At 62.9% G+C, this 25,870-nt stretch carries 33 protein-coding genes; 17 read left to right on the top strand and 16 right to left on the bottom strand.

Annotation, left to right across the window (positions count from 1 at the left end; translation table 11 throughout):
* Window positions 1-9: 9 nt before the first annotated feature.
* Together hemW and lepA are read right to left on the bottom strand one after the other, a co-directional pair.
* Entirely contained in the window at window positions 10-1,239 is a 1,230-nt protein-coding gene (hemW, locus tag ASG92_RS02530) for a radical SAM family heme chaperone HemW (protein ID WP_056624340.1), read from the bottom strand.
* 54 nt (window positions 1,240-1,293) lie between these two features.
* Window positions 1,294-3,147 carry a translation elongation factor 4 gene (gene lepA, locus ASG92_RS02535; RefSeq protein ID WP_082579249.1) on the bottom strand — a complete coding sequence of 618 codons (1,854 nt, stop codon included), beginning with the start codon at window positions 3,145-3,147 and terminating at the stop codon, window positions 1,294-1,296.
* 193 nt (window positions 3,148-3,340) lie between these two features.
* Here lepA and ASG92_RS02540 point away from each other — a divergent pair, with 193 nt between their 5' ends.
* Both ASG92_RS02540 and rpsT read left to right on the top strand, forming a co-directional pair.
* Complete coding sequence (locus ASG92_RS02540; RefSeq protein WP_056624041.1) at window positions 3,341-3,916, top strand: type II toxin-antitoxin system PemK/MazF family toxin; 576 nt, start codon at window positions 3,341-3,343, stop codon at window positions 3,914-3,916.
* Window positions 3,917-4,114: 198 nt separating this feature from the next.
* A complete protein-coding gene (rpsT, locus tag ASG92_RS02545; protein ID WP_056624045.1) occupies window positions 4,115-4,375 on the top strand; it encodes a 30S ribosomal protein S20 in 261 nt (86 codons plus the stop codon).
* A 97-nt stretch (window positions 4,376-4,472) separates the two neighbouring features.
* Here the strand turns inward: rpsT and holA are convergent, their stop codons facing one another.
* Both holA and ASG92_RS02555 read right to left on the bottom strand, forming a co-directional pair.
* Entirely contained in the window at window positions 4,473-5,489 is a 1,017-nt protein-coding gene (gene holA, locus ASG92_RS02550; protein WP_056624047.1) for a DNA polymerase III subunit delta, read from the bottom strand.
* Window positions 5,423-6,184, bottom strand: coding sequence for a ComEC/Rec2 family competence protein (locus tag ASG92_RS02555; protein WP_240986965.1), 762 nt, complete (start codon window positions 6,182-6,184; stop codon window positions 5,423-5,425). The genes holA and ASG92_RS02555 overlap by 67 nt, the downstream gene beginning before the upstream one ends.
* On the opposite strand from ASG92_RS02555, the gene ASG92_RS02560 reads away from it, so the two are divergent.
* The 5 genes from ASG92_RS02560 to ASG92_RS02580 all read left to right on the top strand — a co-directional run bounded on the left by ASG92_RS02560 (window position 6,159) and on the right by ASG92_RS02580 (window position 9,418).
* A complete protein-coding gene (locus ASG92_RS02560; RefSeq protein WP_082579266.1) occupies window positions 6,159-6,581 on the top strand; it encodes a carboxymuconolactone decarboxylase family protein in 423 nt (140 codons plus the stop codon). The two genes, ASG92_RS02555 and ASG92_RS02560, sit on opposite strands and share 26 nt — an antisense overlap.
* A 1-nt stretch (window position 6,582) precedes the next feature.
* The gene (locus ASG92_RS02565) at window positions 6,583-7,407 is read left to right on the top strand and encodes an isocitrate lyase/phosphoenolpyruvate mutase family protein (protein ID WP_056624052.1); all 825 of its coding nucleotides are present in this window, start codon (window positions 6,583-6,585) and stop codon (window positions 7,405-7,407) included.
* A gap of 79 nt (window positions 7,408-7,486) precedes the next feature.
* Complete coding sequence (locus ASG92_RS02570) at window positions 7,487-8,134, top strand: nitroreductase family protein (protein ID WP_056624055.1); 648 nt, start codon at window positions 7,487-7,489, stop codon at window positions 8,132-8,134.
* Window positions 8,135-8,196: 62 nt separating this feature from the next.
* The gene (locus tag ASG92_RS02575) at window positions 8,197-8,577 is read left to right on the top strand and encodes an MmcQ/YjbR family DNA-binding protein (RefSeq protein WP_056624058.1); all 381 of its coding nucleotides are present in this window, start codon (window positions 8,197-8,199) and stop codon (window positions 8,575-8,577) included.
* Between the two features lie 31 nt (window positions 8,578-8,608).
* Window positions 8,609-9,418, top strand: coding sequence for an alcohol dehydrogenase catalytic domain-containing protein (locus ASG92_RS02580; protein WP_056624061.1), 810 nt, complete (start codon window positions 8,609-8,611; stop codon window positions 9,416-9,418).
* Window positions 9,419-11,150: 1,732 nt separating this feature from the next.
* Here ASG92_RS02580 and ASG92_RS02585 read toward each other — a convergent pair.
* Window positions 11,151-11,612 (bottom strand): DUF5709 domain-containing protein, encoded by a 462-nt coding sequence (locus ASG92_RS02585; protein ID WP_056624063.1) that lies wholly within the window; start codon window positions 11,610-11,612, stop codon window positions 11,151-11,153.
* Window positions 11,613-11,782: 170 nt separating this feature from the next.
* Between ASG92_RS02585 and ASG92_RS02590 the strand changes: the two genes are divergently transcribed.
* The 4 genes from ASG92_RS02590 to ASG92_RS02600 all read left to right on the top strand — a co-directional run bounded on the left by ASG92_RS02590 (window position 11,783) and on the right by ASG92_RS02600 (window position 13,542).
* On the top strand, window positions 11,783-12,292 hold the full coding sequence (locus tag ASG92_RS02590) for a hypothetical protein (protein ID WP_162256288.1): 510 nt from the start codon (window positions 11,783-11,785) through the stop codon (window positions 12,290-12,292).
* Complete coding sequence (locus tag ASG92_RS30210) at window positions 12,289-12,417, top strand: hypothetical protein (protein WP_277307717.1); 129 nt, start codon at window positions 12,289-12,291, stop codon at window positions 12,415-12,417. Before ASG92_RS02590 ends, ASG92_RS30210 begins: the two co-directional genes overlap by 4 nt.
* Before the next feature lie 427 nt (window positions 12,418-12,844).
* The gene (locus ASG92_RS02595; RefSeq protein WP_056624069.1) at window positions 12,845-13,228 is read left to right on the top strand and encodes an N-acetyltransferase; all 384 of its coding nucleotides are present in this window, start codon (window positions 12,845-12,847) and stop codon (window positions 13,226-13,228) included.
* Between the two features lie 128 nt (window positions 13,229-13,356).
* Window positions 13,357-13,542 carry a hypothetical protein gene (locus ASG92_RS02600; RefSeq protein WP_157372060.1) on the top strand — a complete coding sequence of 62 codons (186 nt, stop codon included), beginning with the start codon at window positions 13,357-13,359 and terminating at the stop codon, window positions 13,540-13,542.
* 130 nt (window positions 13,543-13,672) lie between these two features.
* On the opposite strand, the gene ASG92_RS02605 is transcribed toward ASG92_RS02600, so the two are convergent.
* The 7 genes from ASG92_RS02605 to ASG92_RS02635 all read right to left on the bottom strand — a co-directional run bounded on the left by ASG92_RS02605 (window position 13,673) and on the right by ASG92_RS02635 (window position 18,657).
* Entirely contained in the window at window positions 13,673-14,335 is a 663-nt protein-coding gene (locus ASG92_RS02605) for a dimethylmenaquinone methyltransferase (protein WP_056624074.1), read from the bottom strand.
* 209 nt (window positions 14,336-14,544) lie between these two features.
* Window positions 14,545-14,832, bottom strand: coding sequence for a DUF6510 family protein (locus tag ASG92_RS02610; RefSeq protein ID WP_056624076.1), 288 nt, complete (start codon window positions 14,830-14,832; stop codon window positions 14,545-14,547).
* On the bottom strand, window positions 14,832-15,557 hold the full coding sequence (locus ASG92_RS02615; RefSeq protein ID WP_240986966.1) for a ferredoxin reductase: 726 nt from the start codon (window positions 15,555-15,557) through the stop codon (window positions 14,832-14,834). The genes ASG92_RS02610 and ASG92_RS02615 overlap by 1 nt, the downstream gene beginning before the upstream one ends.
* Window positions 15,554-16,138 (bottom strand): molybdopterin-dependent oxidoreductase, encoded by a 585-nt coding sequence (locus ASG92_RS02620; protein WP_056624078.1) that lies wholly within the window; start codon window positions 16,136-16,138, stop codon window positions 15,554-15,556. Before ASG92_RS02620 ends, ASG92_RS02615 begins: the two co-directional genes overlap by 4 nt.
* A gap of 56 nt (window positions 16,139-16,194) precedes the next feature.
* Entirely contained in the window at window positions 16,195-16,707 is a 513-nt protein-coding gene (msrA, locus tag ASG92_RS02625) for a peptide-methionine (S)-S-oxide reductase MsrA (RefSeq protein ID WP_056624081.1), read from the bottom strand.
* A complete protein-coding gene (gene msrB, locus ASG92_RS02630; RefSeq protein WP_056624083.1) occupies window positions 16,704-17,165 on the bottom strand; it encodes a peptide-methionine (R)-S-oxide reductase MsrB in 462 nt (153 codons plus the stop codon). Before msrB ends, msrA begins: the two co-directional genes overlap by 4 nt.
* A gap of 571 nt (window positions 17,166-17,736) precedes the next feature.
* A complete protein-coding gene (locus tag ASG92_RS02635) occupies window positions 17,737-18,657 on the bottom strand; it encodes a ferritin-like domain-containing protein (protein ID WP_056624085.1) in 921 nt (306 codons plus the stop codon).
* A 402-nt stretch (window positions 18,658-19,059) separates the two neighbouring features.
* Here ASG92_RS02635 and ASG92_RS02640 point away from each other — a divergent pair, with 402 nt between their 5' ends.
* A complete protein-coding gene (locus ASG92_RS02640; RefSeq protein ID WP_200951866.1) occupies window positions 19,060-19,779 on the top strand; it encodes a sigma-70 family RNA polymerase sigma factor in 720 nt (239 codons plus the stop codon).
* Between the two features lie 286 nt (window positions 19,780-20,065).
* Here ASG92_RS02640 and ASG92_RS02645 read toward each other — a convergent pair whose 3' ends face one another.
* The 4 genes from ASG92_RS02645 to ASG92_RS02660 all read right to left on the bottom strand — a co-directional run bounded on the left by ASG92_RS02645 (window position 20,066) and on the right by ASG92_RS02660 (window position 22,272).
* Window positions 20,066-20,692, bottom strand: coding sequence for a TetR/AcrR family transcriptional regulator (locus ASG92_RS02645; RefSeq protein ID WP_056624088.1), 627 nt, complete (start codon window positions 20,690-20,692; stop codon window positions 20,066-20,068).
* Window positions 20,692-21,057: a hypothetical protein gene (locus tag ASG92_RS02650; RefSeq protein WP_157372062.1), complete on the bottom strand. Its 366-nt coding sequence runs from the start codon at window positions 21,055-21,057 to the stop codon at window positions 20,692-20,694. The genes ASG92_RS02645 and ASG92_RS02650 overlap by 1 nt, the downstream gene beginning before the upstream one ends.
* Window positions 21,058-21,411: 354 nt before the next feature.
* On the bottom strand, window positions 21,412-21,792 hold the full coding sequence (trxA, locus tag ASG92_RS02655; protein WP_056624349.1) for a thioredoxin: 381 nt from the start codon (window positions 21,790-21,792) through the stop codon (window positions 21,412-21,414).
* Window positions 21,793-21,876: 84 nt separating this feature from the next.
* Window positions 21,877-22,272, bottom strand: a complete 396-nt coding sequence (locus ASG92_RS02660) for a GNAT family N-acetyltransferase (RefSeq protein ID WP_056624093.1) — start codon at window positions 22,270-22,272, stop codon at window positions 21,877-21,879.
* A gap of 606 nt (window positions 22,273-22,878) precedes the next feature.
* Here ASG92_RS02660 and ASG92_RS02665 point away from each other — a divergent pair.
* From ASG92_RS02665 to ASG92_RS02685, 5 genes are all read left to right on the top strand, one after another.
* Window positions 22,879-23,337 (top strand): GNAT family N-acetyltransferase, encoded by a 459-nt coding sequence (locus tag ASG92_RS02665; RefSeq protein WP_056624095.1) that lies wholly within the window; start codon window positions 22,879-22,881, stop codon window positions 23,335-23,337.
* A gap of 38 nt (window positions 23,338-23,375) precedes the next feature.
* Window positions 23,376-23,852, top strand: a complete 477-nt coding sequence (locus ASG92_RS02670) for a GNAT family N-acetyltransferase (RefSeq protein ID WP_056624097.1) — start codon at window positions 23,376-23,378, stop codon at window positions 23,850-23,852.
* A 284-nt stretch (window positions 23,853-24,136) separates the two neighbouring features.
* Entirely contained in the window at window positions 24,137-24,322 is a 186-nt protein-coding gene (locus ASG92_RS02675) for a hypothetical protein (protein WP_240986967.1), read from the top strand.
* 195 nt (window positions 24,323-24,517) lie between these two features.
* A complete protein-coding gene (locus ASG92_RS02680) occupies window positions 24,518-24,736 on the top strand; it encodes a hypothetical protein (RefSeq protein ID WP_056624100.1) in 219 nt (72 codons plus the stop codon).
* A gap of 130 nt (window positions 24,737-24,866) precedes the next feature.
* Complete coding sequence (locus ASG92_RS02685) at window positions 24,867-25,784, top strand: NADP-dependent oxidoreductase (protein WP_056624102.1); 918 nt, start codon at window positions 24,867-24,869, stop codon at window positions 25,782-25,784.
* Window positions 25,785-25,870: the final 86 nt, after the last annotated feature.

The raw sequence follows: 25,870 nt of genomic DNA on the forward strand, positions 1-25,870 counted from the left end.
CGCGGAGTGCTAGTCCGGCAGGATCCTCCGCACAACGGCATCCGCCAGCAGCCGGCCCTTGAGCGTGAGGACCAGCCGGCCCCGGAACGCCTCTGCCGGTGACACAAGGCCGTCCGCAATAAGCCCCGCCACGGCGTGCCTGCCCGATGCGGACAGCGAAGCGACGGCCAGTCCCGACGCCAGGCGGGCCTCGAGCATAACCTTCTCCACCTCGCGGGTTTCGGCGTCGAGGGTTTCACGTCCTGCCGCCGGAGAGGCGCCTGAGGCAAGCCGCCCGGCGTAGGCGGTGGGGTGCTTGACGTTCCACCAGCGCACGCCGCCGACGTGCGAGTGCGCCCCGGGCCCGATCCCCCACCAGTCGTCCCCGCGCCAGTAGGCAAGGTTGTGCCTGCAGGCCTGTTGCGGCGTGACGGACCAGTTGCTGACCTCGTACCAGTCGAGGCCGGCGTCGGAAATCAGTTGGTCGGCGAGCTCATATTTGGCGGCGTGGTCGTCGTCGTCGATGCCCGGAACCTCGCCCCTGCGGATCTGTGCCGCGAGCTTGGTGCCGTCCTCCACAATGAGCGCGTAGGCGCTGATGTGGTCCGGTCGGTAGGACAGCGCGGTCTCCAGCGAGTAGCGCCAGTCCTCCAGCGATTCACCGGGAGTGCCGTAAATGAGGTCCAGGCTCACGGCCAGCCCCGCCTCGCGCGCCCACTGCACTACCAGCGGAACCCGGCTGGGCGTGTGCGTGCGGTCAAGGACCTTCAGGACGTGGGGAACGGCGGACTGCATGCCGAAGGAGACCCTGGTGAAGCCGGCATCGGCAAGCACCCGGAGGGATTCGGGCGTGACGGAGTCCGGATTGGCCTCCGTGGTGACCTCGGCATCGGGCTCGATCCCCCACTCGCTGATGGCGGCGCCGAGTATCCGGGCCAGGTCCTCGGCGGGAAGGAGCGTGGGGGTCCCGCCGCCGAAGAAGACGGTGCGGAGCCGGCGCGCGGGAAGGCCGGACTGCTCCAGTACGCGGGCGGCGAATGCCACCTCGGAGATGGCGGTGGAGGCATAGGCGTCCTGCGACGCGCCGCCGCCCAGCTCCGTGGCGGTGTACGTGTTGAAATCGCAGTAGCCGCAGCGCACGGCGCAGAACGGGATGTGCACGTAGAGTCCGAAAGCCCGGTCCGCCGCACCGTCCAGCGCCTGCGGCGGCAGGAGACCGTCCGACGGCGCCGGGTCACCCAGGGGAAGAACGCTAGGCATGTGTCCCGCCCTGTGCACGATTGGCGCCATGTCCAGGGAAAGCCACAGCAACCACTACTTCTTGGCCTTGTCCTTGGACTCATCCGTGGTGAGCGCCGCGATGAACGCTTCCTGCGGCACTTCGACCCGGCCCACCATCTTCATGCGCTTCTTGCCTTCCTTCTGCTTTTCGAGCAGCTTGCGCTTTCGGGTGATGTCACCGCCGTAGCACTTGGCCAGGACGTCCTTGCGGATCGCCCGGATGCTTTCGCGGGCGATGATCCTGGAGCCGATGGCGGCCTGGATGGGGACCTCGAACTGCTGGCGCGGAATGAGTTCACGCAGCTTGCCGGTCATCATCACGCCGTAGGCGTAGGCCTTGTCCCGGTGCGTGATGGCGGAGAAGGCATCAACCTGCTCGCCCTGGAGCATGATGTCCACCTTGACCAGATCGGCCACCTGCTCGCCGTCGGCCTTCCAGTCGAGCGATCCGTAGCCGCGGGTCTTGGACTTGAGGATGTCGAAGAAGTCGAAGACGATCTCGGCCAGGGGCAAGCGGTACCGGATTTCCACCCGGTCCTCCGAGAGGTAGTCCATGCCGCCCATGACGCCGCGCCGGCTTTGGCACAGCTCCATGATGGCGCCGACGAACTCGTTCGGCGCAAGGATGGTGGCGGACACCATCGGCTCGCGGACTTCAGCGATCTTGCCGGTGGGGTATTCGCTGGGGTTGGTGACGTGGACGACCTTCTTGTCCTCCAGCGTCACTTCATATTCCACGTTGGGGGCGGTGGAAATCAGGTCCAGGTTGTATTCACGCTCGAGCCGCTCGCGGGTAATTTCCAGGTGCAGCAGGCCCAGGAATCCGACGCGGAAACCGAACCCCAGCGCGGCGGATGTTTCGGGCTCGTACACAAGCGCGGCGTCGTTGAGCATCAACTTCTCCAGGGCATCGCGGAGCACCGGATAGTCCGTGCCATCCAGCGGATACAGGCCGGAGAAGACCATCGGCTTGGCATCTGCATAGCCGGGGAGGGAATCGCTGGCCGGCTTGGCAAGGTTAGTGACGGTGTCGCCCACCTTGGACAGGCGGACGTCCTTCACACCGGTGATGAGGTAGCCGACCTCGCCGACGCCGAGCCCCTTGGAGGGGGTGGGTTCCGGGGAGCTGACACCGATCTCGAGGAGTTCGTGGGTGGCGCGGGTGGACATCATCTGGATGCGTTCGCGGGGGTGCAGCATGCCGTCCACCACGCGGACGTAGGTGACCACACCGCGGTACGTGTCGTAGACGGAGTCGAAGATCATGGCACGGGCGGGGGCGTCCGGGTCTCCCACGGGAGCGGGAAGGTCGCGGACGATCTTGTCCAACAGAGCCTCGACGCCCATGCCGGTCTTGCCGGAGACGCGGAGCACGTCGTCGGGGTCGCCGCCGATCAGGCTGGCCAGTTCCGCCGCGTACTTCTCGGGCTGTGCTGCGGGGAGGTCGATCTTGTTCAGGACCGGGATGATCGTGAGGTTGTTTTCCATCGCCAGGTAGAGGTTGGCGAGGGTCTGTGCCTCGATACCCTGGGCCGCGTCCACGAGGAGCACTGCGCCTTCGCAGGCGGCCAGGGACCGGGACACCTCGTACGTGAAGTCCACGTGGCCCGGGGTGTCAATCATGTTCAATGCGTAGCTGACGCCGTCCAGTTCCCAGGGCATGCGGACGGCCTGGGACTTGATGGTGATGCCGCGCTCTCGCTCGATATCCATGCGGTCCAGATACTGGGCCTTCATGTCGCGGGACTGCACGACGCCGGTGTACTGAAGCATGCGGTCGGCCAGGGTGGATTTACCGTGGTCAATGTGCGCGATGATGCAGAAATTCCGAATGATGGCCGGATCTGTCGCGGCGGGCACCGGGGCGGTGCGGGCCATGGGAGACACGCAGGGTCCTTACTGTTGGCATTACCGCGGCGTAGTTCAGGCTGAATTCTGGCCATCCTGCCACCTGCCGCATATCTGAACCTCTAGTCTCCCACGTCCGGGCCCGTGGCAGTACATTCTGCACCCCCATGCCCGGGCGTCGCGTGATCCCGGATCCGGCCCGGGCGGCCACCGCGGCGGTATCCTTGCGCACATGGCCATGAACCTACGCACCATCGGCAATGCGCTCCGATCGTCCCTCCGCTTCCTCGAGGGCCTGGGGCGTCCGCAGCGCTCCCGCGGGGCCACGGCGAAAAGCACATCGGTCCGGACGCCCGCACGCACCACGTCCCCGACCACGTCCCGGACCGGGACAGGAGGGCTGACCGGGACTTACCCTGGCGACTTCATGGGCACGGCCACCATCCGGTATGCCCCCTCCCCTGACGGACGCCCGGACCCGGGTGAAGTCGTGTGGACCTGGGTGCCATACGAAGAGGACCATTCCCGGGGCAAGGACCGCCCGGTGCTTCTGGTCGGCAGCCACGGGCGGTACCTGCTCGGCCTCATGCTGACCAGCAAGGACCACGACGGCCATCCCCGCGGCCGCCGCGACTATGTCGACATCGGCACCGGGCCCTGGGACCGGCAAAGGCGCCCCAGCGAGGCAAAACTCGACCGCGTCCTCCAGATCCGTCCCTCGGACATCCGCCGGGAGGGCGCCATCCTTGACCGGGGCCAGTTTTTCCTAGTGGCCGACGGCCTTCGGCAGCTGCGCGGCTGGAAGTAATTGCGAAGTAATCGCGGGCGCGCCACGCCCGCGCCAAATGGCCACTGTTGGCCGAAATCTGCTACTATTCATAGCTGTGTGTCCGTGCAGGTCGACGGCCACTGATGGTTGGCCGCCATAGGTATCCCCACGCCGCTCAGTCAATGGCCAACCTGAAAGCCCTCTAGACCATTTCCGCATTAAAAAGAGAGTTCACACGTGGCAAATATCAAGTCCCAGAAGAAGCGCATCCTGACCAACGAGAAGGCTCGCCTGCGCAACAACGCAGTCAAGTCCGAGCTGAAGTCGGCCATCCGCGCCGTCAACACCGCCGTTGCGTCCACCGACAAGGATGCCGCTGCTACTGCGCTCGTTACTGCCAGCCGTAAGCTGGACAAGGCTGTCAGCAAGGGTGTTCTTCACAAGAACAACGCTGCAAACCGCAAGTCGGCGATCTCCAAGAAGGTCAACGCACTCTAAGGTTTTCCAGTTCAACTGAACTGATGCTTGTGGCCGGCACCGATGGTGCCGGCCACATCTCTTTAACGCGGTGTCGCTGCCTGTTTACATGTAGTCGCTACCGGCCTCGGGCGGCGGTGGCGATCACGGTCACCGCGTGTTCGACGGCGTACACAGGGTCCCGTGAGAGGCCCTTGACCTGCGCGTCGGCCTCGGCCGTCACCTGGATGGACCGGGCAAGGCCCTCAGGAGTCCAACGGCGGACGTCACGCTGCGCCTGCTCCACGAGCCACGGCTGCATGCCCAGCTGTTTGGCAATCTGGGCCGATGACCCCTGGGCGCCGGCCACCTTGGCAACGGTCCGCAGTTTCGCGGCCAGCGCCGCCACCAGCGGAACAGGATCCGCGCCCGTTGCCAGGGCGTGGCGCAGGGTGGAAAGGGCGGCGGGCCCGTTGCCCGCCATGGCGGCATCAGCGACTTTGAAGGCGGTCGCCTCGATGCGGCCGCCGTAGTAGCGTTCAACCATTTCTGCATCGACGGTCGTAGAGGCATCGGCGATGAGCTGGCTGCAGGCCGCCGCAAGTTCGGACAGGTTGGCGCCGACGGCATTCACCAGGGACTGCACAGCGTCGGGTTCGATCCGCCGTGAAGCCGCCTTAAATTCGGCCGCGACGAAAGCGGTCTTCTCGGCATCCTTTTTCAGGGGCTGGCAGTCGACGACCGGCCAGCCCCCGGCCTTGACCGCGTCGAGGAGCTTCTTGCCGCGCACTCCGCCGCCGTGCCGAAGCACCAGCACGGCGTCCTCTTCCGGGTGGGCAAGATATTTAAGGCCGTCAGCAAGGAAGGCGTCGTTCATCGACTCGAGGCCCTCAACCTCGATCAGCTTGCTCTCGCCGAACAGCGACGGGCTGACGTTCATGGCCAGCGAGCCGGGTTCGTAGGCGCCCGCGTTGAGCCGGGTGAGCTCCACATCCGGAGTTGCCGCCCGCACCTGCGAACGGACCCGGTCCATGGCCCGGATGCCGAGATATTCCTCTGGACCGGTGATCAGCACGACTCCGGCAGGGGTCACATCCCGCCACGTGGCCGAATTGGTGGCCGACGTCCTGGATCGTTGGGGCTGGGCAGCGGCCACTGTTGGTTCCTCCCGGGATGTGGATTGCAGACTCTAAGCCTGCCACGGCGCAACGGCTGCACCAAGCCGCGGCCGTTCCTGCGAAGACGGCCGGGCTGCGTGGACTTTCCTTCCATTATCCGGTCAAGCACACAGGCCGTCTTAAAGTGGGCCGCCAGCACCAGACGGATGGTTCCGGACGGATGGGCCGCCGCCCAGACCGCCAGCGCGGTCAGGACGGAGAACAGCACCATGGTAAGCAGCCCGAACGGGCCCTCGGGCCAGGGCGGGGCCGCGCCAGGGAGGCCGGCAGTGAACCTGGCGATGCCGGCCACCCCGGCAGCGAAGAGGCCGGTCATGCCGATCAGTGCGGTGGCCAGCCACGGCAGGAGCGGCACCAACGGCACGGCAGCCGTCCCCAGGATGGTGACCAGTGCCACCAGCGGCGCCACGAGCATGTTGGCCAGCAGCGAGTACGTGGCGAACTGTGGTTGCAGCACCACGATGACCGGTCCGCACAGCAACTGGGCGGACAGGGGCACGGCGATGCCGGCGGCCGCCCAGCGCGGGACCGGGTGTGGAACCCAGTCCATGATGTGCCGTCCCAGCACGATGATCCCCAGCGTGGCCAAGACAGACAGCAGGAACCCAAAACTCGTGCCCAGGGCAGGATCGATGAGCAGCAGGGCGATGACCGCCAGGCACAGGAAGCTCACCCTACAAAGCAACGTCAGCCGCCTCCTCGACGCGAAGACCCGGCACACGATTGCACTGGCCGTCTCACAGTCCAATGGCTGCGACTACTGCCAGGCCCTGCACACGTATACATCGTCGGAGCTCGGGGGCATGGCGGGTGATGACATCGAGCTCGCGCTTACTGGTAGCTCCACCGATCCCCGCCGCGCCGCCGTGGCGCGTTTCGTGCAGCGGGTGATCGAGACCCGCGGACAGGTCGGTGATGCCGACCTCGCAGCGGTACGTGGCGCCGCATACAGCGACGCGGAGATCCTCGCGATCGTCACCACCGCGGTGGTGTCTCTTCTCACCAACTACCTCAACAACGTCAACCAGACATCCATCGACATCCCCGCCATTACGACGAAGACGGCTTGAGATGTCCGGCTCTGAGATTTACGAGAAGTTCATGGCCCTGCACACGCGAGAGGGTGGCCTCGTGATGCCGAACGCGTGGGATGGCCTCTCGGCGCAGCTCTTCGCCGATTCGGGCTTCGAGGCGATCGCCACGTCCTCCTTTGCCCTCGCAGCGTCGCTCGGTCGGTTGGACGGGCGACACCAGGTCAGCCGCGGCGAGCATCTCGAGCATGCAGGCTTGCTCGCTCGCCTGACTGACCTGCCTGTCAACGGCGACTTCGAGGACGGCTATGGGGATACTCCCGAGGACGTTGCGGCCACCGTGAACGCTGCGGTCGAGAACGGGCTGGCAGGCATCGGGATCGAGGACACGTCCGGCGATTCCGACCGGCCCATCCGCGACTTCGACGAGGCAGTCGCCCGGGTGCGCGCGGCGGTCACGGCGGCGAAGGGCCGCATCGTGGTCACGGGGCGCACGGACAATTACCTCCAGGGGCGACCCGATCTCGACGACACGATCCGCCGCCTCACCGCCTTCGCCGAGGTCGGGGCCGACGTGGTCCACGCGCCATTCCCGCCCGACCTCGATTCGCTGGTCGCGATCGTTGCCGCGGTTGCACCAACTCCGGTCAATGTCCTCATCTCGCCGGCGGACACTGTGCGGTCCGTCGCCGAGTTGCGCACTGCGGGCGTCAGCCGGATCAGCCTTGGACCGGCTCTGTACGCTCACGCTATGGGCGCGCTTGACGATGCGGTCGGTGCGCTCCTGCGCGGCGACCTCGCGACCGCGACAACAGGTATGGACTTCGAGCGGATGGGCACCCTGCTCGGCCGCCGCGTGCGCTGATCGTCACCGAGTAGGCCTGACTCCGACCACCAACTCTTCATTCCACCTCGATTACTCTCATCACGAAAGAAGACCACCCATGGATCTTGACACGATCATGAACAAGCACCTCAGCCGCTACTTCGACGGCAGCAAGACCATCACAGAGGAGACGCTTCAGAAGCTCCTGAAATTCCTGCGGTCCGCGCCCACGTCGACGAACATCCAGCCCAACCACTTCTACGTTCTATCCACACGAGAGGGCAAGGAGAAGCTGGCCGCGAACCTCGGCGAACGTTTCGCCGACAACGGGGAGAAGATCCTCAACGCCTCGCACACGATCATCATGACCACGCGGGCGGACGTGCCCGAGCATCACCTCGAATCGGTGTTCGCGAAAGAGCGGGTTGACGGCCGGTTCCCGGACCTGACCAAGCAGGAGCGGTGGGAATACATGACCCGCGACTTCGTGAATCTGCGCAACTACACCTACAAGGACACGCACCACTGGATGGAGAAGCAGACCTACATGGTGATGGGTCTGACGATGATGGCAGCCGCTGAGCTCGGCGTCGAAGCCATGCCACTTGAAGGCTTCGACCCGGTCACCGTCGACAAAGCCTTCAACATCCGCGAGACCGGACACACCACGACCGTGCTACTGGCGCTGGGCTACCCCGACGAGGCGAAGCAGTACAAAACCCCGGTCTCACGTTTCGAGCCTGAGCGTCTGTTCACCTTCGCCTGAACCACCCCGGCCAGGCCATGACGAACCTATCGACGACACAGCAGCAGAGGAGCTAAGCGATCATGGAGGGACAGGAGCTGCAGACCATAGCGAATGAGCATGCGAGCGGGCTGCCGGAGGTGACGGTGGAGCACCGTGTCAGCCCGAACTGGGAAACGTACAAGGTGGGCGGCAAGGTCTTCATGCTCATGACCGACATGCCGGGTCACCCGGTCGTGGTCGTCAAGGCCGACCCGGAAGAGGCTGTGGTGCTACGTGAGCAATACGCGGAGATCACGGCCGGCTACCACATGGACAAGAAGCACTGGATCACGGCAGCGGGCGGACCGGGCCTCGATAGTGACCTGGTGATGGAGCTCGTCACCGACTCCTACCAGCTCGTAGTCGACAAACTGCCGAGATCCGCGCGCCCCGTGAACCGGGCGCATAAAACGACAACATGAACTGACATTCGTCAATGCAGAAGGAGAAATCATGATTGGACTTGGTGTTCGAGCCGCGAATGACGGACTCGAGATCCTCGATCTTCCTCACCCCCGTCAGCCGGAGGCGGGCGAGCTCATCCTGGACGTGGTCGCCGCAGGCATCGGCCCGTGGGATGCTCTACTCCATACAGGCGGATGGGACGTGAATCTCGTACCGCCGGCAGCGCTGGGCGTCGAAGCCGTGGGCCGTGTCGCCGAGACCGGCCCAGACGAGACAGAGTTCCGCACGGGCGACCTCGTGGTCGTACACGAGGCACCTCTTCCGGGCGGCAGCGGCACTTGGGCGGAACAGGTCCTTGTCAGGTCCGCGCACGTCGCACGGCTACCTGAGAACCTGGCTCCGGCGTTAGCGGCAGCATTGCCGGTTGCGGGGCTCACCGCCCAGCAGACTCTCGACGAGCTCCAGGTCGACGCCTCCACCCGCCTGCTCGTAGTCGGAGCTTCCGGCCCAACCGCTTCACTCGCGGTTCAACTGGCACATCTCCGGGGCGCTGAGGTCGTGGCCGGCGTGGGACCCGCTCACGCCGATCAGCTTCGCGCACTCGGCGCCAGCGATGTCATCGATACCCACGTCGAAGGGTGGGCGGACAAGACCGCTCGCCGGTTCGACGCCGTCCTTATCGCCGCAACGGGCACCGCTGAAGACGCGATGAGGCTTCTTGTCGACGGAGGCAGGCTCTGTTCCATCACGTCGGACGCCCCCCACCCAGTTGCCGGAATCACCACCTCGAACCTGTACGTGCAGCCTGACGGGCAGGCACTCGCGAGCTCGCTGCACTCGCTGCCGCGGGCGAGCTGAGACTAGAGGTCCAGGCGACGCCCGTCAAGGACGGCATCCCGATCGCGAATCGGGTCGCGGAAGGCCGCTCAGGCGGGATAAAGCACGTCCTCGAATTCTGAGGTTCATCCCCCACCGCGAGCCCCCCCAATTCCCACTGATCGCACTGGTGTGCGTTGTCGAGGATGATCTGCTCAACCTCACTCGCCCTTCATCCACATAGAACCATTTCATACCCCGCGGAAGTCGGGCGGTCTGCCACCGGTCGCACGGGTCATGAGCATGCCGAGCATTTGACTTTGAAGTACGGACGTTGGCGTCGGATTAGTGCGAGATTCCGTTTTGTTGACAATGGCTCATGACGTCCTCAGATCCCACCCTGACAGTCGGAGGAGAAGGAAACCGGGGTGGGGGGGGGTAGCTCGAGAATCGTCGAAATAGTCCAAAGAGCCTGATGAAATTCGCTTGGGGCCGGGGGGCGGCGATGTCACATGTTGTGATTGGCGGGCGCCTGAGAACAAGCCGGAGCTCCGCCCACAGGCTAAATCCTCCCTTGTCAGGCGCCCTGACGTCAGCTTGGGGTGTAACTCAGCCTCAAAGGCGGATTCATCCACCCGCGTATCCAACATCCGTGCCTCATCCATACCGAAAGTTGCTTCCGTGACAGGTGCTTTATGGCAGCGATTTTGGAAGCACGAACTCGTTCCACAGGTTCCTCCCACAGCCTAGTCATCGCAGGGGCAGCTGGTCATTCGGGAGGCTTGCGAAGCCATGTTATTGCTTCCTGGGAGGAAGTGAAGTACCTGCTGGGGAATGGCAACGGGACCACATGCAAAACGAAAAGGGCAATAACGTAATCCACCGCGGATGACCCCACGAGGGCAATCCGGGAAACCTGCGAGGCTGAAGGAAGGATTCGCCTCGCAGCTCGTGAGAAATTGACTCCTTGAATATGGATGAGCATCGGAAGGCTCGCGCCCTGGCCCAACGCCTCGATGGCAGCCAGTGCTGCTTGAGCTTCGTCCGCTCCTACTGTCGCGCCTTCTCTCCACCGCAGCCGCAGGAATCCGTCAGCTAGTTCCATAGTGCCCTTATCGGCAATATCGAGACTGCGCATCTGGCCCTTCGTCCGCCCGGGCAACGGCGGGGTCAGCTGCCTTGTTACTGCCTCCCGAGGTGTGCTGCAAGGTGACACGCCCTCCGATGATCGTTATGGCAAAACGAAGGACCCCGACAAGGATGTTCGGAACCAGGCCTTGAAGTGCTGCACCTAGCAGCACGAGTAGCAAGCCGGCTACGATGCCCGCCGCACGGATAACGATGTGGCAGGTGGACCTGAAACGGGCCCATTCCATGGAGTCAGTCAGCTTTGGGTCTTCCATTCTGAACTGCTGTTCGAGCTGCTCGAGTACAACCTTCTCGTGTTTCTGATAGCGCCATTATGGCCCCCCGGCTTGCTGCGCATCTGGGGCGCATTCATAGGCCGGTATCCCGGACGGCGGGGCGGACCCGGTGTCTGCATCACCGGTCTTCCCGGTCCCACGCGCCGCCGTTGAATGGCTGCGGGCGGCGCCATGCATGCGGGGGACACTTCGGGGTGATGGAGGTCCAGTCCCGGGCGCCCGGAGCGGACCTGGGGCACGGAGCCCTCGGCCTTTCCTGCCATGCTGCCTCCTAACCATTCGTCCTGTCGGCCATCGGGAGCGACAAGACAGCCGGATGAAGCGTTTTTTCTCCTACTCGGCGACGTTGTTTACGGCCAGCGCAGATCGTCTTGATCCAGGACGATGTGGACTGCTGCTTCCTCCGCTGATGCACCGGCACCGTCAATGCCGTTGTCGTCCGCCCAGTAATCCGTTGCCGGGTCGAAGCTCTCTGGGGAGGCCCACGTCAGTCGGCCAGCTCGGACTGAACCGACCTGATCGTCGATAACCTCGCCGTCTGTGTCAGTGGTGTCTCCAATACCGTCTCCGAGAACTTCTTCCGTCTCGTCGGGAATCTCTCGGGCAAGGCGGGCGGATAGAGGCTCTCGGGACCGCGCCTCGCGCAGTGTGAAGCCCCAGGAGAGGTCGGCCGGGCGCCAATCCAACGGGGAGTACCCGGTTTCGTCTATATCGTCGCCCAGTTCATCGGTGTCGAGGCTCTCGTCGGGCGGAAGCAAGCCGAAATTCTCGGTCTGATTCTCGAAGTTGTCGCCATCATCGGTGTTGGTCATATTCGCTCGCCTCTCATCAAGTTCTTGATGAGTTAGCGGCGCCAAACCACGTCGTCTTACAAGGCTGGCGGCAAGGTTCGCACACCTGTTCGGCGAGCACCACTCACTTGAGGTTGTTGGTAAGACGGCGCGAAAGATTGACACAGATGATGTAGGTGAAGGGTGAGGGGGTGCACACATCGCGTGAAAGGAACCGTCAAGTGACAGCTGGATTTGTTAGCAGGAGCGCACTGATCACCGGCGCTGGCCCGGACACCGGCGCAGCGATCGTACCGTCGCCAGCCAAGGTCGGAGCCAATGTGATTCTTCTCGCCCGTACTGCCGACCAGCTCGACGAGACCGGCAACCCCATCAGGGGCTGTGCGCCGCGTGTTGAGGTTTGTGTGATGACTGCCGATCTGACCGATGACACAGAACACACCATCGCTATCGGCGACATGCTGTCAGGCGGTCCGACCCATGTTCTGATCAATAACGTTCCGCCGCTGCGTGGAACGATCTGGAAGAGGCCGTCAAGGCGGCCCACAACCCCGAAGACTGTGACCTCATATATTGGTACGAGGTTCCCAACACCATCGCCAACGGCGGACCACATGCTGCGGCGCGCCACGGCCATCATCGGCGCCTGGGTTGAGAACCGCTCCCGCATGCGCTGTGAGCAGCTGGGTGGGACGGAATGACCCACGAGGAGCGGCAGCAGGCCCGGTACTGCGACTACTACTGCTTTATGTCGCTGGCCGATTTTACCGCCTGGCAGCAAGGCAACGGCACCGAGACGATCTCACAGAACGAACGCGGGCTGTGAGCAAGGCGGCCACTGTCGAACCCCTCGGCGCCAGCGCCACAGTCAACCCAAACAGCTACGGCAAACATTTGAGACCAAGGTCATTGCTCCGTTTCGTCCAGCGTCGTGCGCCACCCCCGCTCGATGGTCGGCGGTAATGCCTACGCGGCCATGAAAAGCTGCTCTCGAAGTCCACAGTCGCGATCTCGCGGCCGAACAGGACGGCAGGGGTGTCCATAAGGCCGCGCGGGGTGGACCATAGTCAGGATCCGCAAGGCAGAGATGCTGGCCTGCGGCGGCTCGTCAGCAGGTACGGCTCTGGGGGTCCGGTCACTCAGCAGGATCTGCCAATGCTCTGCTCGAGATCGTCGTCGAGTAGGAGAAGAAACGCTTTATCCGGCGTTCGGGCGCTCCCGATGGCCGATAGGAGAAATGATTAGGAGGCAGCATGGCAGGAAAGGCTGAGGGCATGGTCAGATTGACGGCATCGAACAATGAGGTGAACCGGCCCGCAATGATAACGCCCGATGCAGTAGACCTCATCATCACCGAAAACAGCGAGGGCGGTATCTACGAGGCCGTATCTTGGGGTGAGGCCGTCGCTGGAGTCGTTTACAGCAAAGCGGGTAACCGCCTGACACTGCGGGCGACATCCGTTTTCCCCGGCAAGGGGATCGCCGCCTGGCTCCTCGGCAGCGTCCTTGACAGGCTGCGGATGCAGGGTGAGACCGTCGCTGCATCCTGTCCATTAGCGGCAGCATTCGTCAGCGCACATCCCGAGTATGCCGATGTTGTTGATTCGGCTGTGCCGGGTCATATCACCAAAGGGTAGGCGCGGGCACGTCAGTGCACCCGTCATCACGTCCGGGTACGCGACCATCGGAGGTGAAGGACGCTCAGATGACCACGGCATTGAGGAGAGAACTCCCGAGGACCAGTGACCTTCATGGACGCAATTTCGTGAGCACCATCAAGGACAACGACATCGTCCTCCTTGATTTTGGCAGACGGTGTGGGGTGCCGGCCGGAAAGGTCATGCAGTTCTTTGCGTTTCAGTCTACCGATTCAGACCCTTGGCATCTGATTCTCAAGGCTCCAGGTCCCATCACCCAGGGGCCGGAAGCGATGGTTCGGACTGCTCAATGAGGTCCCCGGACACGCTGTCGGACTTCTATTGATCACCGCCCCGATTGCTGTTTCGCAGCGCGAGCGCTTTCTGCTGCGCCCCCTGCGTGAGGGCTCATGTTCTGGTTTCCACCGAAACGGGGAGGGCACCTCAGGATTCCTGGGCCCCGCTAATACGAATCTCACGCGGGTCTTCGCCACGGATGCTTGTCACAAAGGCAGCGTCCTCCAGTTCAATCCTTGCTGCGAGTTGGAATGTTTCGTCAACAAGCGTGGATGGAATAATCACCGCGGCTGCGGCGTCTACGTACACGAAGTCGCCGGGAAGTACAGTTACACCTCCAATAACTACGGGCACATTCGCAGCAATGGGCATCAGATCAGCCGTGCCCGCCTTCACGGTCTCGCCGCTGCAGTAGAAGACAGGCTCGTATCGTTCAAGCTCACCGAAATCCCGAAGCCGGCCGTCTGTGAGGAGCCCCGCGAGTTTCCGATTCTGCAATCGTGAAAATTTTGTCCCGCCACCCACCGAGATATCGGGATGACCGCCGCTGTCCAGCACCAGCACAGTCTCTTCAGGATGAGCGGGAACCGCCTGATAGAAGAGCCGCGCGAAATTGTTGACCTGTGCGTCGAAAACATCCTCCCGAAAGGGGACAAACCGGATGGTGACGGCTCTTCCCTGCAATACGCGCCCTGGCGTGGGTGAGACCAGGTCCAGGACATGGGCCCTATGGGTCGAAAGGCGGCCGAGCGCATCCGTCAGCGCTGCGGTGGATACGGCGCCCTTTCGGCGATTGCTAAAATCCCTCAATGCGGTTCCGTCTTGACAATGAGGTTGCGGCCAAGGCTTCCGCCTGGGAACCCAAGTTCTCGGCCTCTGGTCTTGAGCAACTCGCCGTCAGCTTCTATTGGGTTTGCGGCGAGTAACGGATTGAGGCGGGCGCGGCCGGCGTGGATCCCGGTCGTATATCCGGCAGGAGCGGAGCCGATGATTATTGTCCGGCGCACCTGGATCTCCTCTTAATCTTCGGCTGAGATACGGTCGTTTCTTGCGTGGTCAGCGATCCGTAGCCAGCGGAGTCCTCGCATGTTGAAAGATTTCTGGCCGGCGCGTTCGACGATGACGATGAGGATGTTGTCGCACTTGCGACAGCGGGCCACGAAACCCATTGGTTGGCCGTACACCATGGCTTGGCCCAGCGTTGCGATATCGGCACAGGACTGACATTGACACTGTGTCGTGGTCGGGTCGAAAGCGAAAAGGTCGGTGCTCGGGCCCGCGAGGACGTTGCCGTCGAGGTGGTCCATCAGGTTCCTCCGAATCGTTCCGTGCGGATGTTGTCGGCTGCGTGCCCGAGGCTAGTGAGGGCATGGGAGACTGTTTCGACGAATCCGGTGGGGCCGCAGATATAGGTGAGTGGTACTTGTTCCGGTGGCAAGGTCTCATTCCTCAGGTCGTCCGCTGTGAGCCGTCCGGCTGAGTGAGACCATCCCGACGGTACCGTGCGGGTGTAGTGCCAGGTTGTCCGCGCGGTTGCGGAGGGCTGGGACAGTTCGTCACGGAATAACGCGTCATCGGGTGTGCGGAGCGAGTAGAGCAGCTGCATGGGCACGGAGCTGCCGGCACTGGCGTGAGCGCGGGTCATTGCGATGAATGGGACGACTCCGGAGCCGCCGGCGATCAGTTGGACTGGTTGGGTCTGTTCCGGCCGCCACACGAACCATCCGCCGAGGGGGCCGCGAAGTTCGACGGTGTCACCGAGTTCGAGGTCGTCGACGAGGAAGGGGGAGACTTCACCGTCCGGCAGCCGGTCGATGGCCAGTTCGATCTCCTCACCGGTACCAGTGCTGGCGATGGAGTAAGAGCGGACAGCCTGATACCCGTCCGGCGCCGTGAGCCGGACATCGACGTGCTGCCCTGCATCGTTACCGGGCCAACCGGGCACGGTGAAGGTGATGCTGCGCGCGGAGGCGGTCAGCGGGTGTGCACGCGCGAGGTTGCCGGTGAGCCAGCCGATGGCCCGGCTGGTCACGCGTAGCGCTCTTCCCGCCAAGGATCGCCGTGCAGGTTGTAGCCGTTCTCTTCCCAGAAGCCGGGGTTGTCCTCGCTTTGCATGACAAGTCCCCGTACCCATTTGGCGCTCTTCCAGAAATAGAGATGGGGCACCAGGAGGCGTGCCGGGCCGCCGTGTTCGGGATCGAGTTCGTCGCCGTCGTACTCGTAGGCCATCCAGGCCCGACCGTTGAGGAGCTCCCCAAGCGGAAGGTTGGTGGTGTAGCCGCCGTAGGAGTGGGCCATGACGAAATCGAAACCCGTCTCGACCTCTGCGAACAGGGTGTCCAGTGACACGCCTCTCCAGCCAGTGCCCAACTTGGACCAGCTGGTCACGCAATGGATATCGACGCTGATGTCCTCGGACGGGAGGGCAATGAACTGATCCCAGGTCCACCGGTGGGTCTGCCCGGCTTCGGTGTGGATGAAGAACTCCCAGTCCTCCGTATTGATCGACGGGGTCGGGCCTGCCGACAGCACAGGGAAGGACTCCGTCAGGTACTGCCCGGGCGGGAGCGCCGGGTTGTCGTCGCGGCGGCGACCTCCGAAAACTGCCATCATTTCTCCTTCAACCGATCGGCATGCAGATCTCACGGCCCTTTGGCCGGGGACCGGGTTTACGCGGTCTGGCTCTCGCGCTGCGGGAGCTTCCATCCTGGGCGGGCGTAGTGGCAGGTGTAGCCGTCGGGGTACTTCTGGAGGTAGTCCTGGTGTACTTCCTCGGCTTCCCAAAAATCGCCGGCGGGTTCGACCTCGGTGACGACCTTCCCGGGCCAGAGCCCGGACGCGTCGACGTCTGTGATGGTGTCCAGCGCGACCTGCCTCTGGTCGTCGCTGGTGTAGAAGATCGCGGACCGGTAGCTGCGGCCGATGTCGTTGCCCTGCCGGTCCCGGGTCGAAGGGTCGTGGATCTGGAAGAAGAACTCGAGCAGATCCCGAAAGGAGATGACGTCGGCATCGAAGACGATCTCCACACTTTCGGCGTGGTCACCGTGGTTACGGTAGGCGGCGTTCGGTGTGTTGCCGCCGGAGTATCCGGCGCGGGTGGAGATCACGCCCGGCTTCTTTCGGAGCAACTCCTGGGCGCCCCAGAAGCAGCCGCTGGCCAGTATGGCGTGGTCGCGGCTCATGATGCTGCCTCCGTGGTGAAGAGTATGCGGAACTGCCCGTATCCGGCGGCCTCGAGCTGGTCAAGAGGGACGAAGCGCAACGCGGCCGAGTTGATGCAATATCGCCAGCCGCCGTCGGCGGCTGGGCCGTCATTGAACAGGTGACCGAGGTGACTGTCACCATGCTTGGAACGCACCTCGGTTCGGACTATGCCGTAGCTACGGTCCTCGTTGAGGACAATGTTGCTACGGTCGATAGGCACCGTGAAGCTCGGCCAACCGGTGCGGCTGTCGAATTTGTTGATGGACGTGAACAGTGGCTCCCCGGAGACGATGTCGACATACAGACCGGTGTCGTGGTTGTCCCAGTACTCATTCCGGAAGGCCGGCTCGGTCGCCGCCTTCTGAGTGACGTCGTACTGCTCGGGGGTGAGTTTCGCGACTTTGTCGGGATCTTTGCGGTAATCGGGGGTGGACATTGGATCCTTCTTTTCTCTGGCAGTGGTTTCCAGATCGTGGAATAAAGCACAAGTGGGCATGATCGATCAGATCGGCGTGTGGGGGGCAATCACCCCGGAGATGAGGTGGGCTTGGAGGTGTATCGTCCCTCAGACGTCGCTCCACGGTTGAGTTCGGTGAACCGAACGCCGGCGACATCGCCATCTGCATCTGTAATCCAGAAGACGTCGTAGGTGGCGCGATAGGCCGGTGGCCAGAAGGACCAGAACTGCCCCTGATCGTCTACTCCCCATTTTCCGGACATGGGGTGCCCATTCTCGGTGTAGATGGTGCGGCCGTCGCGAGCGAACACTTGGGTTGCCCGTCCGTGTAGGTGAATGGTGCTCTCGTCAGCGCCTCTTCTATGTCGCCTGCGTCAATGCGGTCTCCGCTTTTGACCGCAGGTCTCGCAGCTTTTGACATGGCATGCTCCCTTCAAATGGTGTGTCGCTCTGTACCCGTCCAGGCGACTTGGCTTGCCCGTCCTCAGCAGCTGCGCCGCTCACTTGATGAGCTATCTCGTCGGCACCGCTGATTGGCGACGGCATGCATTTAGCCCGCGATCGGCCCGGTGCCGTGAACGATGTCTCCGTTGAGCCCATCCGGGTAGAAGCCACCGGAGGTGCCCGCTTGGGGGTCAAGGTAGACGATGTTGAGAATTTCCGCTGCGCTCCGGCCGAAGGCCCGACCGTATTCGTCGGTAGGAATGAGGTTGGCCACGTCCCTGGTGCCGATGCCCTGGTCATCGTCTGCGGGGCCGCTGACTGCGTTACGAACGGCGGAGATCTTGTGCACGACGTCGAACACGGACTCGTCCACGAGTCCTTCGCTGAAGAGCGTGGCCCGTACGATCCCGGCGTGGTAGGCCTCGGTGGCGAGCAGGCCTGCTGCCGCGTCCAGGTAGGTCTTGTTGGAGATCAACGGCGCCGCGCCCTTGAAAGCGGTGACTCCCACGTCTTCGAAGAGGAAGGCGGCGAAGAGGAAGTTGCGGTCGTTGGCGTAGGCGTCGAAGGTCTCTCCGGGCTTGATCAACCCGGCAGCGGTGGCCGCGGCAGTGAAACTGTGATCGAGGGAGATCCGTGGGCGTGCAACGGCCGCGTCTCCGAGTGCGCCGCGGAGGAATGCGACGTGGGCCCGCTCGTCCATGGCGATTTCCCGGGCGATGTTCTTGATCAAGGGACTGCGGAAATCGACCTGCCGGCCACCGTATACCTGGCCGGGCGTCCCGATCCCTCCCACCATGTCCTCGGGAAGTCCCTGCCCCGTTGCGCCACGAAGGTAGAACTCGGCTTCAAGGTACTCAAGGTTGAGCGCGAAGTTCAGGATCGAGGCATCGCTGGGCCCGTCCGTGGCCGTCGTAGCCCCCGGCGCGCCGGTCGCAGCTTCTGCGACCATGTCGGCCAGCTTGACACGGTCCCCTGCGGTCTCCGCGCTGGCGTTGATGGCATCGCTGATGAAGCGGTTCTCAGACATCCTGACTCCTTACTGTTCGCTGACTCCGGCCGCGCCGGAGGCAGGGCCCTTTGTGCTCGAATCGGCTGTCGAAACACTCTTACAGTTGTACCTCTAATGGGACTCTATAGTCCAGACATAGATGTGCGAAGGCACCACTGAAGGACGGCGGGTGAATCGGGCATGTTCAGATACCGGGCACTTAGATCCCCGTGTTTCGCTACGAAAATGCGCCATTAAGGGCGGTGGCGGCGTGGGTCAGCAAGGGGAATGCAGGCTTGCCGAAGGTGTGCCGATGGCCTATTCTGGACTAAATAGTTCTTTATAACGTGGTCGACAGATCGACCGAACCTCCGGCCAACCGCGCGCCGCAACTCGACGACGAGTTCGCAGGAGCCGTCAGCTGCAGAGCCGACTGTGTCGATGCTGAACTACCGACGACAGACGCACGGCGCACTCACGGAATTTGGACTTATCGACATGGACATGAACTCCTCCTCGTGGCTGACCGCACTCAGCGATGCAGGAACCAAACGGGACGCGGCGTTGGCCCGCTTGCACAAGATGTTGCTGAGGGTCGCCTTCCATGAGACGTATCGGCGTGGACCCGGCTTCCGCATTGACGGACCGGAGCTCGACGACCTTGCACATCAGGCCGCCAATGATGCGATGGTTTCCCTACTGGAAAAACTCGACACCTTCCGCGGGGAGAGCCGATTCACGACCTGGGCGTACCGCTTTGTCGCGCTGGAGGTCTCCAACAAACTCGGCCGCCACTTATGGCGCAGGCCATCCGTGTCCCTAGACGCCGAAGACTGGGAACAACTCCCTGAGATGTTCGCTGCCGACCCGCTCGCGCAGACACAGCAGCGGGAATTGATCGCGGCCGTGCAGCGGGCAATGAACGAGACATTGACCGATCACCAGCGCCACTTCTTCGTCGCGATCGTGATCGACGGGGTGTCGATGGACGCCATGGTGTCTCGGTCTGGATCGAATCGGGGCGCGATCTACAAAACCGTTTTCGATGCACGACGAAAAATCCGTGCCTACCTGATCGCTAACGGATACCTGGAGGGGGGGCGGACGACTGCCCAACCTATTGAACAGGTAAAGGTGGAAGCTCATGTCCAGGTGGCGTGAGCGGCTCGAGCAGTTGGTGGGCGCTTATTCGCATGACGTGGATGGGTGTGACGAGGCGATGGCTCTTGTTCATGTCTATGTCGACCCACTGAAGGCTGGAGCGGATGCTGCCGAGTATCACCCGGGACTGACGCCGCGCTTTCCCAGCAGCGGATGCCGTTGCGCCACGATTACGTGCGGCTACGGGGCTGCGCGCTACCCTATGACCCAGACGCGGTAGGCCAGCGGTGACCTCGAACTCGGGCGAGGGTTTCAGCCTTATCTGTGGCTTGGTCGGGAGTGAAACTCAGTCAGTAGACAGGCTCTCGATATGCGCAAGCGCCATGTCAATTGATGTTGCCATGGGTGTGACATCGCGCGCAGTCTGTGCCAGCATGTACCCTCCCTGGACGGCACCCATGAGTCCGGTCGCGAGCTGGTCGATCGAGGCCTCGGGCGGAAGCGCACCACCGTCCTGAAGCCTGCGCAACACGCCTGCCAGCAGCCCCTGCCACTCAATGAAGAGTTGAGACACGGCCCGGCGAGCGGCATCGTCTTGATCGGAGACCTCGGAGGCCAATGAGCCGAGCGCACAGCCGTAGGCGCCATGCCGTAGGGCATTGTTCTGTACCAACGCATCGCGCCAGCGTCGCAGCCCCGGGATCGTCGAGACATGGCCGAGGGCATCGCGCTCACGCTCGATGATGCGTTCGCCTACATGATCGATGACGGCCCGCACAAGCTCGTCTTTGCCTGCGAAGTGGTGGTACAACTGCGACTTGCTCACTCCACTGGCCATTAGAACGTCGTCGAGCGTGGTAGCCCCGACGCCCTGGACATATATCAGGTCGGCCGCTGCGGCGACGATCTTTGCCCGCGTCTTTTCACCGCGCGCCGTCAGGCGCCTTCCACTGCGCGAGTCAACGGTTGTCATCACAAGTCCAGTTTACTTATCGAGCTGCTCGTTCCCGTCCTTGCTGCAGTGTTGTCCTCGGCTGCCACAAAAGACACGAGCGCGAGGTCGAGTGCGGCGTTGAGGGGCCGAGGGTCTTGTGCAAGCTGACTCAGAGTGCTGCCTCCATGAAGCGCCGCAAGAATCAGCACAGCAGTCTTCTGAGCGTCGACATCGGTCTTCGGGCCATGTGGGGAAGCGCAGGGTGTGCCCCCCGTGACGCCGGACTGCAGTAAACGATCCACCGCCTCGGCGAGGAGCTCGCGCCACTGATCGAGGAAGTCGGCGCGGTCACGCACATCCCCGGTCTGTCGCAACGCCAACGCGTACGGCGACTGCGGGGTCATGAGCTCCTCGATGACGCGACGGCGCCAGCAGGTCAGCATCGCCCGGTCAGTGATTCCGGCCAGACAAGCTCGTTCCCGGGCTAAGACCTCCGCAAAGTATGTCCTCATCCATCCTCTTTCCGCATCGGCCCGGACGGCCTTGCCTCCCGCATCCGGTAATGCCTCAACCAGGGCGTCAAGCTCTTGATCCTGAATCCGTTATGGCCACGCGCAGTTTGATGATTCGCTTTCGGTGCAAGCCGGCCCGCTGCCGGAGGCCTTCCTCCGACAGGGCGGGCGCATGCGCCCTTCGCTGCCTTCCCCGGCTCCGAAAGGGGCTTGTCGATGTAGGGACGCGTTCCCCTTCCGGATACATCAATTCTCCGGCGCGGACTTGTTATTTTGGGCGGCAATGTCTGCGCGAACCCCGCGCATGTCGAGGTTCTTGACGGACTCTACGACCTGCGCGAGAGCCGTGGCCTGAAGGGCGCCAGCCTGATTGAAGACCAGGATACCCTCACGAAACGCCATCAGAGTCGGGATGGACGTGATCCCTGCGGCTGCCGCTACGCGCTGCTCGGCCTCGGTGTCGAGCTTGCCGTGAACGATGTCCGGATTATCCTGTGCAGATCGCTCAAAGATTGGGCTGAACTGCTGGCAAGGCCCACACCACGGGGCCCAAAAATCAACGAGGACGATGTCGTTGTCCTTAATGGTGGACTCGAAATTGTCGTCGGTGAGCTCGATAGTTGTCATAATGTTCCTCTCCTCGATACGCGTGCCAAACAAAGGGGTCTTCACGTTCCCTGGACGTTCGGGCGTAGGCTCAATGCCCGCGCCCTAAAGTGCTGTTGCCGGGACAGCCAAGCCGAGAACATCGGCATATTCGGGATGGGCGCCAACGAATTCTGCCGCGAATGGACAGGAGATAGTGACGGTCGCTCCCTGCGCGCGCAGCTTCTCAAGGACGCCGATGAGGAGCTTTGCAGGGATCCCCTTGCCTCGGAACGCTGGGAACACGGAGGTCGCCAGCAGTGCGACCCGGTTGACCGCTTTGCTGTAAATGACCCCGGCGACGATCTCGCCTCCCAACACGGCTTCATAGATGCCGAGAGCGCTGTTTTCGGTGATAATGAGCTCTTCCGCGCCGGGCGGGGTTGTTGCCGGCAGGTCCACGTCTGCAACATCCTGCTCTCTGCCGGCAGGGAAGACCGTGCTCTCAGCCGTACCTGCCATGCCGGCTCCTTATCGTTCCGATTGTGGGCTGTACCTACTTATATGCGTCCGTCCTTCGCGCCGTCTTACCAGCAATCTCCATCGCGATCGTGACCGGACGCTGTCGATCCCCGGGCACGAGCTATAGCTGGCTTCCCGGTGATCGCCTCCTACCAGTCGGTGTCTGCTGCCATCGAGGCATACGGCGGCTTCGGCGCACGCACCCGCGAAGCCTGAAGATGCAGCTCCTTCCAAGGGCGCAACTTTTATCGGCGCGCGTGGTAAGACATCCAGATTTAGTGCCGCTAACCTTGCAGACCCAAAAATGCCGTGTAGAAAAAAGCCGTGTAGGCAATGGCCTGGATGCAGGGAGGTGAATGATGAAGGCAATTGTGGTGCCGGAACAGGCCGGGAACGGCCGGGATGCGTCCAGGTTGATCGCGCACAGTTGGGTGAAGTCGTGCAGCGGGCCGGGACGGTCGGCTACGGACGAACATCTGCCAGCTCGCGGACCTCGACGACGCCGTCTTCGATTTCAACCCGGGCAGGCGGGTCAAGGGGAAGACGTTTATCCGCATCCGTCCGTAGGGATACCCCCGTACAGTCAATCAGCGAAAGGACACCTGCATGACCGACCCATCCGAGCCAACCCGCTATGCCTTTGAGTACCCGGACGCCGCCGGATACCCCGACGGAATGGGCACCCTCAGCCAGGACCAGACCGGCCTCATCGATGAGGTAATCGATGATCCCCATGCCCCTGCGTTCGATTTCTACATCGTCAACGACGAGAAAACGGGCATCTACGAGGCCATCGTCGGGGACAACGAAATCGCCGGCCTGCCCTACAACGTCGCCGACGACGACCGACTCGTGCTGCTGGCCACCTCAGTGTTCCCCGAGTTCCGTAAACAGGGAATCGCCACCGAGCTGATCCGACGCGTCCTCGATGATGTGCGCGCACAAGGAAAAACGGTCACCATCATGTGCCCGATCGTGCGCACCTTCATCGAGCACAACCCCCAGTACGCCGACCTCATCGATCCCAAGCACCCAGGAGTGTTCAGAGGGTCACACCGATCCTAAAGCCAACCCTTTGAGCATCCCCGACAGAAAGTGTGACAGTGACGACCAACATCGAGGCCGAGGAGACCAACCGTGAAGAGAGGAACGCCGCACTCATCGTTGCTCTGAAAAACAAGGCTCCCAGTCAGATGGAGTCCAGCTGGGAGCTCGATGTGATCAACGATACGGGGCGGGGCCGATGGATCGCCGCCCTCGGCGCGGAGGCGATCGGGGAGCTCACGTATCGGTTCGTGGGCGGCCGGGTCGTATTGCTTTCAACCTGGGTCAGCCATGCCTACCGCAACCATCGGGTAGCGACAGAACTCGTCGCTCGCGTGCTGGATGAGATCCGCGAGAGCGGTAAGAAGATCACCATCATCTGCCCGCTCGTGGGTGAGTTCATTGCCCGCAACCCGGAATACCTCGGTCTCATCGACAAGGTCCATCCCGGCTCCGGTGCCTACCCCCAGCACGAACCCGCGGCCAGCCAGGACGACGACCAGCAAGTCACCGCCTTTGAGCATGACATGACGTAGCCGATCGACACTGAGACCTGGGCCGGTTTGTCCAACGAGTCCGGGGTTGTCAGCTGCGGACGAACATCAGCACCATGCTCCCGGCGAAGTCGCTCCCGCCTTCAACCCGATGGAGCCAAAGGCAAGACGGCAAACCGGGTTGGCCAGGGTCATGAAGACCACGAAGATCCCCGTTAAGTCGAAGCGGAGTGAACGAGAACTGTTAGAGAAGGGCCCAGATTTTCCAATTGAGAGGTCGAATGGTGGCAATCGCGCTTGGTTTTTTGAAGCGACATTTTCGTCCGGTGTGGTGGGCTTACGTCCTTTTGGGCCCCGCCTCGCGGGGTGATTACTTCGCACCGATCGTGCATTCGCACGACGTCTTCGAGCAGGCCTCTGAAACGGACCTTGCCGGATTCGAAGTGGAGACCGACGCGCGCGCGTACCGCTACGCGGTACGGCGGGATGACCTTCCGAAGGAACACCTCTGAGACCGCCACGGCAGGGAGCGGCAGGTGACGCTCTTTTTGTCGTTTGTCGGGCTGGTCGAGGCTCGGCGGCGGGCTCTTGGCTGCTCCGCAAATGGCGGAATGCAGCGATGCCGCATCAACCCGTGGCCCGGGCTACGGTCACCGTCCAACCAGCCACCGATGAATCATTAGTACCCTCAACGCCAAGGAGTAGCCATGGGCCATACCAGCAAGTTCCAGCTGACGGTCTCCGCAGCTGATCGAGCAAGCATGGAAAGAAGGCTCGATGAGGCACACGCGGAAGCCGAGAAGCAGGCATTGGAAACGGGTAAATACGGAATATTGGTCACCCGTCACTCCTCCGAACGGTTCACGGTAGCGCTCAGCGATTCCGTCCCGTTTGGGTTGACACTGGAACGGCAACTGTGGCGATAAGTGTGTGCAGCTCGCGTTCGCCAGATTCTCCCACTGAGAAGCTCGCTGCCACACATAAAGCATTTCCAGCCCTGCCATTAAGAGGCAGGCTTGAGCAAAGCATGAGACAAGACAACAGAGAGGCAACCTAATGAAGGCGATAGTGGTAACGGATCAGGCCGCGGGCGCGGCCGGAATGAGGCTGCTGGAGCGTCCAGAGCCAGCGGCGGCGATCAACGACGTCATCGTTGAGATCCACGCGTCGGGATACGTGCCGACTGAGGTGGAGTGGCCGTCTACCTGGACGGATCGGGCCGGACGTGACCGGACGCCGTCGATCCTCGGACACGAGCTGGCCGGAGTGGTCACCGCTCTCGGCTATGGCACGACAGGGCTTTCGGTGGGACAGCGGGTGTTCGGGATCTCGGACTGGCATCGTGACGGCACCCTCGCAGAGTATGTGGCGGTCGAGGCACGCAATCTCGCGCCACTGCCGGGCGATGTCGACTTTACAGTGGGTGCGAGCCTGCCGATCTCGGGCCTCACAGCGTGGCAGGGACTGTTCGTGCACGGCCGCCTCCAGGCCGGGCAGAGCGTCCTCGCGCACGGTGCGGCCGGCGCTGTCGGGACGATGGTGACACAACTCGCGCGCGAGGCTGGTGCCCACGTCATCGGCACCGGACGCGCCGCCGACCGTCAGAAGGCGCTCGACTTCGGTTCGCACGAGTTCGTCGATCTCGACAATGACACCCTCGAAGATATCGGCGCAGTCGACCTGGTGTTCGACGTCATCGGCGGCGACGTCCAGAAGCGGTCCGCGAGCCTGATCCGGGCCGGCGGAACGCTGGTGACCGTCACCGGGCTGGCCGACGCGCGGCCCGCGGACGGGCTGGCGGTCGACTTCGTGGTCGAGTCCATTCCCGCTCAACTGACGGAGATCGCCCAGCGGGTGCGGGATGGCCGGCTGCGGACGAACATCGGCAACGTCGCTACTCTCGACGACGCCGTCGCCGCCCTCAACCCGACCGAGCGACGCAAGGGCAAGACGATCATCACCGTTCGTTCATAAGCACCCGGTACGCCGACCCGCGATGGACCTCGTGGTCGTGTCCATTCCCGCTCACTGACGGAGATCGGCCAGCGGGTGAGGGATGG

Source organism: Arthrobacter sp. Soil736 (genome assembly GCF_001428005.1).
Classification (GTDB): domain Bacteria; phylum Actinomycetota; class Actinomycetes; order Actinomycetales; family Micrococcaceae; genus Arthrobacter.

Excerpts from the sequence above, each read along its gene's own strand:
- hemW (WP_056624340.1), bottom strand. The coding sequence starts at position 1,239 with ATGCCTAGCGTTCTTCCCCTGGGTGACCCGGCGCCGTCGGACGGTCTC.
- ASG92_RS02540 (WP_056624041.1), top strand. The coding sequence starts at position 3,341 with ATGGCCATGAACCTACGCACCATCGGCAATGCGCTCCGATCGTCCCTC.
- ASG92_RS02560 (WP_082579266.1), top strand. The coding sequence starts at position 6,159 with ATGACCGCCAGGCACAGGAAGCTCACCCTACAAAGCAACGTCAGCCGC.
- ASG92_RS02565 (WP_056624052.1), top strand. The coding sequence starts at position 6,583 with ATGTCCGGCTCTGAGATTTACGAGAAGTTCATGGCCCTGCACACGCGA.
- ASG92_RS02570 (WP_056624055.1), top strand. The coding sequence starts at position 7,487 with ATGGATCTTGACACGATCATGAACAAGCACCTCAGCCGCTACTTCGAC.
- ASG92_RS02575 (WP_056624058.1), top strand. The coding sequence starts at position 8,197 with ATGGAGGGACAGGAGCTGCAGACCATAGCGAATGAGCATGCGAGCGGG.
- ASG92_RS02580 (WP_056624061.1), top strand. The coding sequence starts at position 8,609 with ATGATTGGACTTGGTGTTCGAGCCGCGAATGACGGACTCGAGATCCTC.
- ASG92_RS02585 (WP_056624063.1), bottom strand. The coding sequence starts at position 11,612 with ATGACCAACACCGATGATGGCGACAACTTCGAGAATCAGACCGAGAAT.
- ASG92_RS30210 (WP_277307717.1), top strand. The coding sequence starts at position 12,289 with ATGACCCACGAGGAGCGGCAGCAGGCCCGGTACTGCGACTACTACTGC.
- ASG92_RS02595 (WP_056624069.1), top strand. The coding sequence starts at position 12,845 with ATGGCAGGAAAGGCTGAGGGCATGGTCAGATTGACGGCATCGAACAAT.
- ASG92_RS02610 (WP_056624076.1), bottom strand. The coding sequence starts at position 14,832 with ATGGACCACCTCGACGGCAACGTCCTCGCGGGCCCGAGCACCGACCTT.
- ASG92_RS02620 (WP_056624078.1), bottom strand. The coding sequence starts at position 16,138 with ATGATGGCAGTTTTCGGAGGTCGCCGCCGCGACGACAACCCGGCGCTC.
- msrA (WP_056624081.1), bottom strand. The coding sequence starts at position 16,707 with ATGAGCCGCGACCACGCCATACTGGCCAGCGGCTGCTTCTGGGGCGCC.
- msrB (WP_056624083.1), bottom strand. The coding sequence starts at position 17,165 with ATGTCCACCCCCGATTACCGCAAAGATCCCGACAAAGTCGCGAAACTC.
- ASG92_RS02635 (WP_056624085.1), bottom strand. The coding sequence starts at position 18,657 with ATGTCTGAGAACCGCTTCATCAGCGATGCCATCAACGCCAGCGCGGAG.
- ASG92_RS02640 (WP_200951866.1), top strand. The coding sequence starts at position 19,060 with ATGCTGAACTACCGACGACAGACGCACGGCGCACTCACGGAATTTGGA.
- ASG92_RS02645 (WP_056624088.1), bottom strand. The coding sequence starts at position 20,692 with ATGACAACCGTTGACTCGCGCAGTGGAAGGCGCCTGACGGCGCGCGGT.
- ASG92_RS02650 (WP_157372062.1), bottom strand. The coding sequence starts at position 21,057 with ATGACCCCGCAGTCGCCGTACGCGTTGGCGTTGCGACAGACCGGGGAT.
- trxA (WP_056624349.1), bottom strand. The coding sequence starts at position 21,792 with ATGACAACTATCGAGCTCACCGACGACAATTTCGAGTCCACCATTAAG.
- ASG92_RS02660 (WP_056624093.1), bottom strand. The coding sequence starts at position 22,272 with ATGGCAGGTACGGCTGAGAGCACGGTCTTCCCTGCCGGCAGAGAGCAG.
- ASG92_RS02665 (WP_056624095.1), top strand. The coding sequence starts at position 22,879 with ATGACCGACCCATCCGAGCCAACCCGCTATGCCTTTGAGTACCCGGAC.
- ASG92_RS02680 (WP_056624100.1), top strand. The coding sequence starts at position 24,518 with ATGGGCCATACCAGCAAGTTCCAGCTGACGGTCTCCGCAGCTGATCGA.
- ASG92_RS02685 (WP_056624102.1), top strand. The coding sequence starts at position 24,867 with ATGAAGGCGATAGTGGTAACGGATCAGGCCGCGGGCGCGGCCGGAATG.